The 12,728-nt window shown below is 68.4% G+C and carries 10 protein-coding genes; 8 read left to right on the top strand and 2 right to left on the bottom strand.

Annotated elements, in window-relative coordinates; translation table 11 throughout:
* Positions 1-53: 53 nt before the first annotated feature.
* Positions 54-1,031 carry an inositol 2-dehydrogenase gene (gene iolG, locus AC3A56_RS10770; protein ID WP_487770324.1) on the bottom strand — a complete coding sequence of 326 codons (978 nt, stop codon included), beginning with the start codon at positions 1,029-1,031 and terminating at the stop codon, positions 54-56.
* Positions 1,032-1,044: 13 nt separating this feature from the next.
* Positions 1,045-2,028 (bottom strand): inositol 2-dehydrogenase, encoded by a 984-nt coding sequence (iolG, locus tag AC3A56_RS10775; protein ID WP_487770325.1) that lies wholly within the window; start codon positions 2,026-2,028, stop codon positions 1,045-1,047.
* A gap of 146 nt (positions 2,029-2,174) precedes the next feature.
* Between iolG (AC3A56_RS10775) and AC3A56_RS10780 the strand changes: the two genes are divergently transcribed.
* The 8 genes from AC3A56_RS10780 to AC3A56_RS10815 all read left to right on the top strand — a co-directional run bounded on the left by AC3A56_RS10780 (position 2,175) and on the right by AC3A56_RS10815 (position 12,727).
* Complete coding sequence (locus tag AC3A56_RS10780) at positions 2,175-3,065, top strand: MurR/RpiR family transcriptional regulator (RefSeq protein WP_056716346.1); 891 nt, start codon at positions 2,175-2,177, stop codon at positions 3,063-3,065.
* A gap of 87 nt (positions 3,066-3,152) precedes the next feature.
* Positions 3,153-5,090: a bifunctional 5-dehydro-2-deoxygluconokinase/5-dehydro-2-deoxyphosphogluconate aldolase gene (locus tag AC3A56_RS10785; protein WP_487770326.1), complete on the top strand. Its 1,938-nt coding sequence runs from the start codon at positions 3,153-3,155 to the stop codon at positions 5,088-5,090.
* A gap of 1 nt (position 5,091) precedes the next feature.
* Positions 5,092-6,924, top strand: a complete 1,833-nt coding sequence (iolD, locus tag AC3A56_RS10790; RefSeq protein WP_487770327.1) for a 3D-(3,5/4)-trihydroxycyclohexane-1,2-dione acylhydrolase (decyclizing) — start codon at positions 5,092-5,094, stop codon at positions 6,922-6,924.
* The gene (gene iolE / locus AC3A56_RS10795; protein WP_487770328.1) at positions 6,921-7,811 is read left to right on the top strand and encodes a myo-inosose-2 dehydratase; all 891 of its coding nucleotides are present in this window, start codon (positions 6,921-6,923) and stop codon (positions 7,809-7,811) included. The genes iolD and iolE overlap by 4 nt, the downstream gene beginning before the upstream one ends.
* Positions 7,811-8,623: a 5-deoxy-glucuronate isomerase gene (gene iolB, locus AC3A56_RS10800; RefSeq protein WP_487770329.1), complete on the top strand. Its 813-nt coding sequence runs from the start codon at positions 7,811-7,813 to the stop codon at positions 8,621-8,623. The genes iolE and iolB overlap by 1 nt, the downstream gene beginning before the upstream one ends.
* A gap of 291 nt (positions 8,624-8,914) precedes the next feature.
* Positions 8,915-10,411, top strand: a complete 1,497-nt coding sequence (locus tag AC3A56_RS10805) for a CoA-acylating methylmalonate-semialdehyde dehydrogenase (protein WP_487770330.1) — start codon at positions 8,915-8,917, stop codon at positions 10,409-10,411.
* Between the two features lie 152 nt (positions 10,412-10,563).
* Positions 10,564-11,910, top strand: a complete 1,347-nt coding sequence (locus AC3A56_RS10810; RefSeq protein WP_487770331.1) for an MFS transporter — start codon at positions 10,564-10,566, stop codon at positions 11,908-11,910.
* Positions 11,911-11,914: 4 nt separating this feature from the next.
* Complete coding sequence (locus tag AC3A56_RS10815; protein WP_487770332.1) at positions 11,915-12,727, top strand: inositol monophosphatase family protein; 813 nt, start codon at positions 11,915-11,917, stop codon at positions 12,725-12,727.
* The last annotated feature ends 1 nt before the right edge of the window (position 12,728 follow it).

The following is a 12,728-nucleotide window of genomic DNA, read 5'->3' on the forward strand; positions in this document are numbered from 1 at the left end:
GACCGCCTGGAACACGATGGCGGCGACCGTGATGGTCGCCGCCATCGCTTCACTCAGAGCCTGACCGGCGCGCCGGAGCGTACCGATTCGCTGGCCGCCTCGGCCAGCGCCAGCGCCGCCACGCCGTCGGCATAACCGACCGCGGCACGCGTGCCGTCCAGCATGTCGGCGAAGTGCTCCATCTCGCTGCGATAGGCCTCGGCGTAGCGGTCGAGGAAGAAGTTCTGCAGGCGGTCGCTGGCGACGCCGGCCTCGGTGCAGACCTGGGTGGTGCTCTCCAGCACGTTATCCGCCCGCACCATGCCGCCGGAGGCGAAGGCCTCGATGCGCTGGTCGTAGCCGAAACCGCTGCGGCGGCTGTTGGAGATCACGCAGAGCCTGCCCGAGGCGGTTTTCAGCAGCGTGCGCGCGGTGTCCACGTCGCCCAGTTCGCCGATCACCGGGTCGACCAGGCAACTGCCGGCGGCATAGACCTGGACCGGTTCCTCGCTGAGCAGCCAGCGGGCCATGTCGAAGTCGTGGATCGCCATGTCCTTGAACAGGCCGCCGGACACGGCGACGTAGGACGGCGGCGGCGGCGCGGGATCGTTCGAGGTGATCTGCAGGCTTTCGATCGTGCCGATCCGGCCGCTGTCCAGGCGCGCCTTCAATGCCCGGAAGTTCGGATCGAAACGCCGGTTGAAGGCCAGCAGCAGGTTGGCGCCGGACAGCTTCGCCGCCGCGCCGCGGGCGCGGGCCAGATCCTGGTCGATGGGTTTCTCGCAGAAGATCGCCTTGCCGGCGGCGGCAGCGCGCACGCAGTAGTCCAGGTGGGTGTCGGTGGAGCTGGCGATGATCACGCCGCGGACCGATGCATCGGCCAGCGCGGCGTCGAGGCTGGTGACCGGGGCATTCCACTCCGCGGCAAGCGCCTGTGCCGACGCGTCGATCGCGTCGATCACGCCGGCCAGTTCGATGCGTGGATGCAGGGCGGCGTTGCGGGCATGGATGCGACCGATGCGGCCGGCTCCGACTATGACGACTTTGTGCATGATCGTGTCTCGCTCAGAGGGTGAAGACTTGTTCGTGCTGCGCGGACCATGCGCAGGCCTCGGCCAGGATCAGCGCGGCCACGCCGTCGGCATAATCGGTGCGCGAAACGGCACGGCCGTGCACCACGTCGGCGAAGTGGTCGATCTGGGCGCGGTAGGCCTCGCGGTAGCGCTCGGCGAAGGCGGGCATGATCGGCGCGCCGCAGCTGCCGGCCTCGGTCAGCGTGTGCACGGTGTCCTGCGCCACGTTGTCGGCGCGGATCATGCCGGTCGAGCCGAACGCCTCGATGCGCTGGTCGTAACCGTAACCGCTGCGGCGCGTGTTGGAGATCACGCACAGCCGGCCGCTGGCGGTCTTCAGCACGCAGCGGGCGGTGTCGACGTCGCCCTGGCGGCCGATCTCCGGGTCGACCAGGCAACTGGCGCTGGCGAACACTTCGATCGGCTCCTCGCCCATCAGCCAGCGCGCCATGTCCAGGTCGTGGATGGTGAAGTCCTTGAACAGGCCGCCGCTGGTGGGAATGAAGCCCGCCGGCGGCGAGGCCGGGTCGTGGTTGACCAGGTGCAGGGTTTCCAGCCGGCCGATCGCGCCCGCGTCCAGCTGCTGCTTCAGTCGCGCAAACTGCGGATCGAAGCGCCGGTTGAAGCCGAGCAGGAAGCGGGCGCCGGCGAAGCGCGACTGCGCCGCCCGCACCTTTTCCAGATCCAGATCGATCGGCTTCTCGCAGAACACCGCCTTGCCCGCCTCGACCGCCGCCAGCGCGTGGCCCAGGTGCTGGTCGGTCGAGCTGCAGATCAGCACGCCGCCGATCGAGGGATCGGCCAGCGCCTGTTCCAGGCTGACCATGCTGGCGCCGTGCAGGGCGGCGAAGCCCGCGGCCTCGACGCGGGGATCCACCACGTACTTCAGGCGCAGGCCCGGGTGACGGGCGGCATTGGGCCCGTGCACCTGGCCCATGCGGCCCGCGCCGATCAAGACAACGTCGATTCTGTCCAAGAGTAGACTCCCCCGAGCTGAGTTGCCGAAAAAAATAGAACTGATATTCTGTTTTTGATTGTAATAGAATTTCTGGAAAGTTGCGCCATATTTCAACAAAGGCCGGTGTTGCGCGTGCAGCCCGGCGAAACACGAAGGAAAGCCCCATGGTCGAAATGGACGTGCCGCCCGCCAGCGCCGAAGAACTGCGCTCCGCCATCCTCGATCGCTACGAATCGCTCAGCAAACGCCTGCAGCAGATCGCCCGCTACGTGCTCGACGAACCCAACGCGGTGGCGCTGGAAACGCTGGCCGTGCTGGCCGAGCGCTGCAGCGTGCAGCCGTCGGCGATCGTGCGTTTCGCCAAGTCGTTCGGCTTCGAGGGCGCCAGCCAGATGCAGCGGCTGTTCCGTGACGGCCTGCTGTCGGGCAACGCCGCGCTGGGTTACGGCGAGCGCGTGCGGCAGTTCAGCCAGAACGTCGACGGCAAGTCGGTGGGCGACCCGGTGCAGGTGCTGGCCGAATTCGTCGAGGGCAACGTGCTGGCCCTGCACAACCTCGCCGACGCGGTGGGCCGCAAGAACCTGGCGGCCGCGGTGAAACTGATCGAGGAGGCAGACACCGTCTACGTGGCCGGCTTCCGCCGTTCCTTCCCGGTCGCCGCCTACCTGGCCTACTCGCTGCACCAGGTGGACAAGAAGACCGTCTTCATCGACAGCATCGGCGGCATGACCCGCCAGCAGATCCACGCGATCACCCGCCGCGACCTGCTGATCGCGGTGAGCTACCACCCGTATGCGGAAGAGGCGGTGCAGATGATCGATGCCGCCGCGGAGAACCACTGCAAGGTGCTGTCGATCAGCGACAGCCTGGTCAGCCCGGTGGCCAAGCCCGCCACCGTGGTGCTGCAGGTGCGTGAGGCCGAAGTGCGCAAGTTCCGCTCGCTGTCCGCTTCCATGTGCCTGGCCCAGGCGCTGGTGATCTCCTACGCCTTCGCCAGCAGCACGCCCCGGCGCAACAGTTCGCGGCTGCCGTCTTCCAGGTCCGCCAAGAAATGAAACATCTGTTGCTAAAAAATAGAAAATAGAATATATATTACGTGCATCCGGAGCGGTGGGCGCCGGAGACCCGTGAGAGAAGTGCATATGGAAGGGGCAAAGCGTCAGCTTGACCTTGTAACCATCGGACGATCCTGCATCGACTTGTACGGCGAGCAGACCGGTGGTCGCCTGGAGGACATGACCTCTTTCGCGAAGTACATCGGCGGCAGTCCGACCAACACCGCCGTCGGCGCCTCGCGACTCGGCTTGCGCAGCGCCCTGGTCACCCGCGTGGGCGCCGACCATTTCGGCCGCTTCATCCACGAGCAGCTGCGGCGCGAAGGCGTCTGCGTCGATGGCCTGGTCACCGACCGCGAGCGGCTCACCGCGCTGGTCTTCCTGGGCATCCGCGACCCGGACACGTTCCCGCTGATCTTCTATCGCGAGAACTGCGCCGACATGGCGCTGGGCGTCTCGGACATCGACGTGGAGCTGGTGCAGTCCGCGCGCTCCGTGCTGATCAACGGCACGCACCTGTCGCGGCCGAACGTGTTCGACGCCTCCGTGCACGCCTGCGAACTGGCCCGCGCCGCCGGCGCCAGGGTGGTGTTCGACATCGATTACCGGCCCGTGCTGTGGGGGCTGACCGGCAGGGACATGGGCGAGAACCGCTTCGTCGCCGACGCCGAAGTCACCGTGCGGCTGCAGCAGGTGCTGCCGCTGTGCGACCTGATCGTGGGCACCGAGGAAGAGATCCACATCCTCGGCGGCAGCACCGACACCATCGCCGCGCTGCGGGCGATCCGCGCGCGCAGCGACGCGTTGCTGGTGTGCAAGCGCGGCGCGCTGGGTTGCTCGGCGTTCCCCGCCGCGATCCCCGACCGCCTCGACGACGGCGTGGTCGGCCGCGGTTTCCAGGTCGAGGTGTTCAACGTGCTGGGCGCCGGCGATGCATTCATGGCCGGCTTCCTGCGCGGCTGGCTGCGCGACGAGCCGTTGTCGACGTGTTGCGAATACGCCAACGCCTGCGGCGCCATCGTGGTCTCGCGCCACGGCTGCGCGCCCGCGATGCCGACCTGGGACGAACTGCAGGCGTTCCTCGGTGGCGGCGAACGACCGTTCCGGCTGCGCGACGATGCCGCGCTGGAACAGCTGCACTGGGCGACCACGCGGACCCGCGTGCACGAGGACCTCACCGTGCTGGCGGTCGATCATCGCAGCCAGTTCGAGGACATCTGCCGCGAGACCGGGGCGGACCCGGCCCGCATTCCCGCGTTCAAGGCGCTGGTATTGCAGGCGGTCGACCGGCTGGCGCGTGGCGACGACCGTTTCGGCGTGTTGCTGGATGGCCGCTACGGCATGCGCGCGCTGGAAGCCGCCGCCGATCGTCCGTACTGGATCGGCCGTCCGATCGAGCTGCCCGGTTCGCGCCCGCTGGTGTTCGAAAGCTCCGCCGACGTGGCCACCGAGCTGGCCACCTGGCCGTACAACCACGTGGTGAAGTGCCTGGTGTTCTATCACCCGGACGACCCGCGCGAGTTGTGCGAACAGCAGGAACGCCAGCTGCTGCGCCTGCAGGACGCCTGCCGCAAGACCCGCCACGAGCTGCTGCTGGAAGTGATCGCCTCGCGCCATGGACCGGTCGACCAGTACACCGCGGCGCGGGCGATCCAGTGTCTCTATGATCGGGGCATGAAACCGGACTGGTGGAAACTCGAACCGGCCGCCGACGGCGCCACCTGGGGCCATATCGAGCGCGCCATTCGACGCAACGATCCGCTTTGCCACGGCGTCCTGCTGCTGGGCCTGCAGGCGCCCAGCGAAGTGCTCGCCGATTCGTTCCGCAGCGCCGCGGCCAGTCCCATCGTCAAGGGCTTCGCGGTGGGGCGCACGATTTTCGCGGATGCCGCGGCACGCTGGTTGTCCGGCAGCTTCGATGACGAGGCGGCGATCGCCGATCTCTGCGAGCGCTTCGCGGTGCTGGTCGAGGCGTGGCGCGAGGCCCGCGCAGCGGCCCTGGCCTGCCGCAGCGAGGCGGTGTGAGATGGCCATCGTGCGACTGACCGCGGCACAGGCGACGGTGCGCTGGCTGGCGGCGCAATACGTGATCGTCGACGGCGAGGAAGTGCCGTACTTCGCCGGCGCCTGGGCGATCTTCGGCCATGGCAACGTGGCCGGTTTCGGCGAGGCGCTGCACGCCGTGCGCGACACGTTTCCCACCTGGCGCGCGCACAACGAGCAGGGCATGGCCCACGCCGCGATCGCGTATGCGAAACAGATGCGTCGCCGCCGCGCGATGGTCTGCACCAGCTCGATCGGCCCGGGCGCCACCAACATGGTCACCGCGGCGGCGTTGGCCCACGTCAACCGCCTGCCGGTGCTGCTGCTGCCCGGCGACGTGTTCGCCAGCCACCAGCCCGATCCGGTGCTGCAGCAGGTCGAGGACTTCGCCGACGCCACGGTCACGGCCAACGACTGTTTCCGTCCGGTGTCGCGCCATTTCGAGCGGATCACCCGGCCCGAACAGATCATCGACGCGCTGCCCAAGGCGCTCGCCACGATGCTCGACCCGGCCAGCTGCGGCCCGGCCACCATCGCGTTCTGCCAGGACGTGCAGGCCGAGGCGTTCGACTATCCCGAAGCATTCTTCGCGCGACGCTTGTGGCGCGAGCGCCGGCCCGGTGCCGACGCCGCCGAATTCGCGGCGCTGGTGAGCGCGCTGAAGGCGGCGCGGCATCCGCTGCTGATCGCCGGTGGCGGCGTGCTGTACAGCGGTGCCGAAGCGGCGCTGGCCGCCCTGGTCGAAGCCACCGGCCTGGCCGTGGCCGAGACCCAGGCCGGCAAGGGCGCGTTGCCGTGGAATCATTCCTGCTCGCTCGGCTCGATCGGCGTCACCGGATCGAGCGCGGCGAACGCGGCGGCCGCGCGTGCCGATCTCGTCGTCGGCATCGGCACGCGGCTGGCGGATTTCACCACCGGCTCGCGCAGCCTGTTCGAGCAGGCGCGGAAGTTCCAGATCAACGTGCAGCCGTTCGATGCGCACAAGCACGATGCGCAGGCCGTGCTCGGCGATGCACGCACGGTGCTGCAGGCATTGTCCGCGGAGCTGGCCGGCTGGCGCGCGCCCGCCATCGATGCGGGCGAGGTGCGGGCGTGGAATGCGGCCGTCGATGCGGCCACCGCCGGCGCCGCCGCACAGGTCCTGCCCAGCGATGCCCAGGTGATCGGCGCGGTGCAGCGCAGCGTGGACGAGAACGCCATCGTGGTGTGCGCGGCCGGCGGCCTGCCAGGCGAATTGCACAAGCTGTGGCGCACCGCGCGCAGCGACGGCTACCACGTCGAGTACGGCTATTCGTGCATGGGCTACGAGATCGCCGGCGGCCTCGGCGTGAAGATGGCGGCGCCCGGTCGCGAGGTGGTGGTGATGGTCGGCGACGGCAGCTACCTGATGATGAATTCCGAACTGGCCAGCTCGGTGATGCTGGGCCGCAAGCTGATCGTGGTGCTGCTGGACAACCGGGGCTACGGCTGCATCAACCGCCTGCAGCACGCCACCGGCGGCGCCGGCTTCAACAACCTGCTGGCCGATGCCGCGCACGACGTGCTGCCGTCGATCGACTTCGCCGCCCACGCGGCGAGCCTGGGCGCGCTGTCCGAACACGTCGCGACGCTGGGCGAACTGGAAGCCGCGCTGGTGCGTGCACGCGCCGCCACGCGCAGCTACGTGGTGGTGATCGACACCGATCCGCTGAAGAGCACCGAAGCCGGTGGCTGGTGGTGGGACGTGGCGGTCCCGGAAGTTTCCGAACGCCCTGAAGTCGAGGCCGCGCGGCGTGCCTACGAGCAGGGCATCCGACAGAAGAAGGATTTGTCATGAGCATCCGTTTCGGCGTCAGCCCGATCGCCTGGGCCAACGACGACATGCCCGAGCTGGGCGGCGACACGCCGCTGGAAAGCATCCTGCATGACATCCAGGAGCTGGGCTTCGAAGGCGTCGAACTGGGCGGTAAGTTCCCGCGCCAGGCGACCGCGCTGAAGCCGCTGCTGGCGCGCTACCAGCTCGACCTGATCGGCGGCTGGTACAGCGGCTCGCTGCTGACGCAGTCCGCCCACGACGAGATCGTGGCGCTGCAGCCGCATCTGGAACTGCTCAAGGCGATGGGCAGCACGGTGTTCGTGTTCGCCGAAACCAGCAACGCGATCCATGGCCAGCGCGACCAGGCCATGCAGGACACGCCGCAACTCGGCCCGGACGAGTGGACCGTGTTCGGCCAGCGCCTGACCGAGGTGGCCGATTACATCCAGGCGCAGGGCATCCGCTTCGCCTACCACCATCACCTGGGCACCGTGGTCGAGCGCGCGTCGGACCTGCAGGCCTTCCTGCGCCACACCGGCGCATCGGTGGGGTTGACCCTGGACACCGGCCACGCCGCGCTGGGCGGCATCGACGCGTTGCAGCTGATCGCCGAGCACCCTGCGCGCATCGCCCACGTGCATTGCAAGGACGTGCGCCGCGAGGTGTTCGACGAACTGCGCGCAGCCGGTTCGAGTTTCCTCGACGGCGTGCTGGCCGGCATGTTCACCGTGCCCGGCGACGGCGGCCTGGATTACGCGGCGCTGATGGCTGCACTGGCGAAGATCCGTTACAGCGGCTGGATCGTGATCGAGGCCGAGCAGGACCCGGCCCTGGCCGATCCGCGCACCTACGCCCAACTCGGCCTCGGCACGCTGCGGGAGCGCGCCGCCGCCGCGGGGTTGCAGTGATGGCTGGCCTGCGCGTCCGCCCCCATGCGCCCGACGCCACGGGCACCGTGCTGGAGGTGACTCCGGCCAGCGCCGGCTGGAAACATGTCGGCTTCCGCCTGGTGAAACTGGCGGCCGGTGAGCGGTTCGTCGGCGGCGAAGCCGGCCGCGAGGCCTGCCTGGTGATCGTTGCCGGCATGGCCGACGTCAATGCGGGCGGAGTGCACTTCGCGCACGTCGGTGGTCGCAGCAACCCGTTCGAGGATCGCGCGCCCGGTGCCGTCTACGTGCCCGCGGGTGTCGCCTATGAGGTCGTCGCCAGTGGCCCGATCGAATTGGCCGTCTGTACCGCGCCCGGCACGGGGCAGGGCGAACCGCGGCTGATCGCCGAATCCGCGATGAGCCGCGAAGTGCGCGGCGCAGGCACCAACACGCGCCACGTGCGCAACATCCTGCCGCAGACCGAGCCGGCCGACAGCCTGCTGGTGGTGGAAGTGATCACGCCCGGCGGGCACTGGTCCAGCTACCCGCCGCACAAGCACGACACCGCCGAGGCAGGCACGGAATCCGCGCTGGAGGAAACCTACTACCACCGGCTCAACCCGCCGCAGGGCTTCGCCTTCCAGCGCGTCTACACCGATGACCGCTCGCTCGACGAAACCGTCTGCGTGGAAGACGGCGACGTGGTGATGGTGCCGCGCGGCTACCACCCGGTCGGCACGGCGCACGGCTACGACCTGTACTACCTCAACGTGATGGCGGGACCGCATCGCCAATGGATTTTCCGCAACGACCCGGCCCACGACTGGATTGCGCGGCGCCCGCCCGGCTAACAGCGCGGCAAGACTCCCTTCCCCCGCCCAGCGGGGGAAGGTGCCGACTGAGAAGGCAGGATGCCGAAGCGAACGGCGAAGCCGGCCCGAAGGGCGTGCCGCAGGAGCGGCACGTAAGGCGGATGGGGACGTGCTCTTGATCTGCCATCGCGCAAAAAGCGCCCCCATCAGCCCTCCGGGCAGCTTCCCCCGCTGCCGGCGGGGGAAGCGAAAGATCCAGACCTCGCGGGGAACGGGTCATCGGGCCGGCCATCCGGCGCCCACCAGAAAGACATCATCCAGGAGTGAGTCATGCGCAACATCGAACATTTCATCGGCGGCCAGACCGTCGTCGGCACCTCCGGTCGCCACAGCGACGTCTTCGATCCGAACAGCGGCCAGGTGCAGGCGAAGGTGTCGCTGGCCAACGCCGCGGAGCTGGACCGCGCGGTGCGCAACGCCGCCGAGGCGCAGCCGGCGTGGGCCGCGGTGAATCCGCAGCGCCGCGCGCGGGTGATGTTCGAGTTCGTGCGCCTGCTCAACGTGCACAAGCAGGAGCTGGCCGAGCTGCTGGCCAGCGAGCACGGCAAGGTGGTGTCCGATGCGCACGGCGATGTGCTGCGCGGGCTGGAGGTGATCGAGTTCGCCTGTGGCATCCCGCACCTGCTGAAGGGCGAGTACACCCAGGGCGCCGGCCCGCGGATAGACGTCTATTCGGCGATGCAGCCGCTGGGCGTGGTGGCCGGCGTCACGCCGTTCAACTTCCCCGCGATGATCCCGATGTGGATGTTCGGCCCGGCGATCGCCACCGGCAACGCGTTCATCCTGAAGCCATCCGAGCGCGACCCGTCGGTGCCGGTGCGGCTGGCCGAGCTGATGATCGAGGCCGGCCTGCCGCCGGGCATCCTCAACGTGGTGCATGGCGACAAGGAGATCGTCGACGCGATCGTAGCGCATCCGACGATCAAGGCGGTCAGCTTCGTCGGCTCGTCCGACGTGGCGCAATCGGTGTACGCGGCCGGCGCGGCGCACGGCAAGCGCGTGCAGTGCATGGGCGGCGCCAAGAACCACGGCATCGTGCTGCCGGACGCCGATCTCGACCAGGTCGTCGCCGACCTGATGGGCGCCGCCTACGGTTCGGCCGGCGAGCGCTGCATGGCGCTGCCGGTGGTGGTGCCGGTGGGCGAGGCGACCGCCGAGGCGCTGCGCGCGAAACTGCTGCCGGCGATCGCCGCGCTGCAGGTGGGCGTCTCCGGCAATCCCGATGCGCACTACGGCCCGGTGGTGTCGGCGGCGCACAAGGCGCGCATCGAGGGCTATATCCAGCTCGGCGTGGACGAGGGCGCGGAGCTGGTGGTCGACGGCCGCGGCCTCAAGGTGCCCGGCCACGAAGGCGGCTTCTTCCTGGCGCCCACGCTGTTCGATCACGTGAAGCCCACGATGAAGACCTACCAGGACGAGATCTTCGGCCCGGTGCTGCAGATCGTGCGTGCGCACAGCTTCGAGGAAGCGCTGGCGCTGCCGTCGCAGCATCCCTACGGCAACGGCGTCAGCATCTTCACCCGCAGCGGCGACGCGGCGCGCGAGTTCGCCGACCGCGTCGAGGTGGGCATGGTCGGCATCAACGTACCGATCCCGGTGCCGGTGGCGTACCACAGCTTCGGCGGCTGGAAGCGCTCGGGCTTCGCCGACCTCAACCAGTACGGCATGGACGGCGTGCGCTTCTACACCCGCACCAAGACGGTGACCCAGCGCTGGCCCCGGGGCGGCGAAGCGATCGAGCAGAGCTTCGTGATCCCGACTTTGTGACGGCGTGACACGAACGATCCTTCCTCCGCGCAGCGGGGGAAGCAAGGCGTTTCGGTGTATATGGAATAATTCTTCCAATTTGTTCAAATATGAAATAGTCTGATTGCAACGAGGCCGGTGCGTGCTGCGCCGGCTGCTGAGGGGGGAGTCCGATGGCGCGTGGATGGCTGGCGTTTTTCGCAACTGGAGCTGACCAGCCCGAGATCACCGACAGGGACGTCATCGACCGGCAATATCGCAAGCATCGCCTGCGCGTGATGCTTGCGATAACGCTGGGCTACGGCCTGATCTACACCTGCCGCCTGGCGCTCGGGGTGGTCAAGAAACCGATCATCGACGCCGGCATCTTTACTCCCGCCGAACTGGGCATGATCGGTTCGGCACTTTTTTATACCTACGCGATCGGCAAGCTCACCAACGGCTTCCTCGCCGATCACGCGAACATGAAGCGCTTCCTGGCCTTCGCCTTCCTCACCACCGCGGTGTGCAACCTGGCGATGGGCTTCGTCACCACGGTGTGGCTGGCGGTGATCCTGTGGGGGCTCAACGGCTGGTTCCAGAGCTTCGGCGCGCCGGGCGGCGTGGTGGCGATGACGGCGTGGTTTTCCAACCGCGAGCGCGGGCGCACCTACGGCATCTGGAGCACGGCGCATTCGATCGGCGAAGGCCTGACCTTTCTCGTCGTGGGCGCCACTGTGGCCACCTTCGGCTGGCGCTTCGGTTTCTGGGGGCCGGGCATGATCGGCGTGGTCACCGCGATCGGCGCCTACCTGCTGCTGCAGGATCGCCCGCCCACCCTGGGCCTGCCCGCGGTCAACGACTGGAAGAACGACAACTTCGGCGAAGCGTCGAAGCCGAAGATCGCCTCGGTGCTGAAGCTGCAGCTGTCGATCCTGAAGATGCCCGCGATCTGGGTGCTGTGCCTGGCCTCGGCCACCACCTACGTGACGCGCTACGCGATCAATTCCTGGGGCGTGCTGTACCTGCAGGAGATCCACGGTTACTCGCTGACCATGGCTGGCACCTTGCTGATGATCAGCACCCTGGCCGGCATGGCCGGCGCCATCGCGTTCGGCTTCATTTCCGACAAGCTGTTCGACGCACATCGCCCGCCGGTGAACCTGATCTTCGCGCTGCTGGAACTGGCTGGCCTGCTGCTGTTCTTCTATGGCCCCAATCACCTGTGGTCGCTGATCATCGCGATGGTGCTGTTCGGCATGGGCCTGACCGGCCTGGTCACCTCGCTGGGCGGCCTGTTCGCGGTGGACATCGCGCCCAAGCGCGTGGCCGGCGCGGCGATGGGTGTGATCGGCATCTGCAGCTATATCGGCGCCGGCGTGCAGGAGCAGGTGTCCGGCACGCTGATCCAGCACGGCATGACCATGGTCGATGGCGTGCGCCACTACAATTTCGGCCCGGCGATCGCGTTCTGGATCGGCTCGTCGGTGCTCTCCATGCTGCTGGCGCTGAGCCTGTGGCGCACACGACGCAGGGACTGAAACCATGTTGCGCGCTTCCCCCGAACTCAAGGCGATGATCAAGGCCGCCCAGGTAGCCGGCGACGGCTTGCTGCAGCGCTTCGGCCAGCTCGGTGAACTGGTGGCGCGCACCAAGTCCGGCCCGGCCGACCTGGTCTCGATCGCCGACGAGGAAGCCGAGCGCAGCACCCGCGAAATCCTCGGCAAGGCGCAGCCGTCGTTCGGCTTCATCGGCGAAGAGGGCGGCACCACCGGCGGCAGCGACGATGCGCAGAGCTGGATCGTCGACCCGCTGGATGGCACCACCAATTTCCTGTTCGGCACGCCGCTGTGGGGCGTCAACATCGCGCTGGCGCGCGAGGGCGAGGTGGTGGCCGGCGTGACCTGGTTGCCGGTGTTGCGTGAAATGTTCGTGGCGGCGAAAGGCGAGGGTGCCTGGCTCAACAGCGAACCGATCCGCGTCTCCACCCGCAACCGCCTGGTCGACAGCGTGCTCGGCTGCGGCATCCCGTTCGCCGGCAAGCCCGATCACCCGGTGTTCGCCCGCGAGATGGCGCTGCTGTCCGGCGAAGTCGCCGGCATCCGTCGCACCGGCGCGTGCTCGGTCGACATGGCCTACGTCGCGGCCGGACGCTGGGACGCGTACTGGGAACGCTCGCTGTGCGCCTGGGACATGGCGCCGGGCATCATCCTGGTGCGCGAAGCCGGCGGCGTGGCCAGCTCGGTCACCGGTGGCCCGGTGGGCGTGCATGGCGGCAATGTCTGCGTGTCCAACGGACACATCCAGGCTGCGCTGGTGGAGCGACTCAATCGGGCGCTGGAAGCATCGGCTTCGTGAA

The organism is Rhodanobacter sp. Soil_C_14 (assembly GCF_057657335.1).

Excerpts from the sequence above, each read along its gene's own strand:
- iolG (WP_487770324.1), bottom strand. The coding sequence starts at position 1,031 with ATGCACAAAGTCGTCATAGTCGGAGCCGGCCGCATCGGTCGCATCCAT.
- AC3A56_RS10780 (WP_056716346.1), top strand. The coding sequence starts at position 2,175 with ATGGTCGAAATGGACGTGCCGCCCGCCAGCGCCGAAGAACTGCGCTCC.
- AC3A56_RS10785 (WP_487770326.1), top strand. The coding sequence starts at position 3,153 with ATGGAAGGGGCAAAGCGTCAGCTTGACCTTGTAACCATCGGACGATCC.
- iolD (WP_487770327.1), top strand. The coding sequence starts at position 5,092 with ATGGCCATCGTGCGACTGACCGCGGCACAGGCGACGGTGCGCTGGCTG.
- iolE (WP_487770328.1), top strand. The coding sequence starts at position 6,921 with ATGAGCATCCGTTTCGGCGTCAGCCCGATCGCCTGGGCCAACGACGAC.
- iolB (WP_487770329.1), top strand. The coding sequence starts at position 7,811 with ATGGCTGGCCTGCGCGTCCGCCCCCATGCGCCCGACGCCACGGGCACC.
- AC3A56_RS10805 (WP_487770330.1), top strand. The coding sequence starts at position 8,915 with ATGCGCAACATCGAACATTTCATCGGCGGCCAGACCGTCGTCGGCACC.
- AC3A56_RS10810 (WP_487770331.1), top strand. The coding sequence starts at position 10,564 with ATGGCGCGTGGATGGCTGGCGTTTTTCGCAACTGGAGCTGACCAGCCC.
- AC3A56_RS10815 (WP_487770332.1), top strand. The coding sequence starts at position 11,915 with ATGTTGCGCGCTTCCCCCGAACTCAAGGCGATGATCAAGGCCGCCCAG.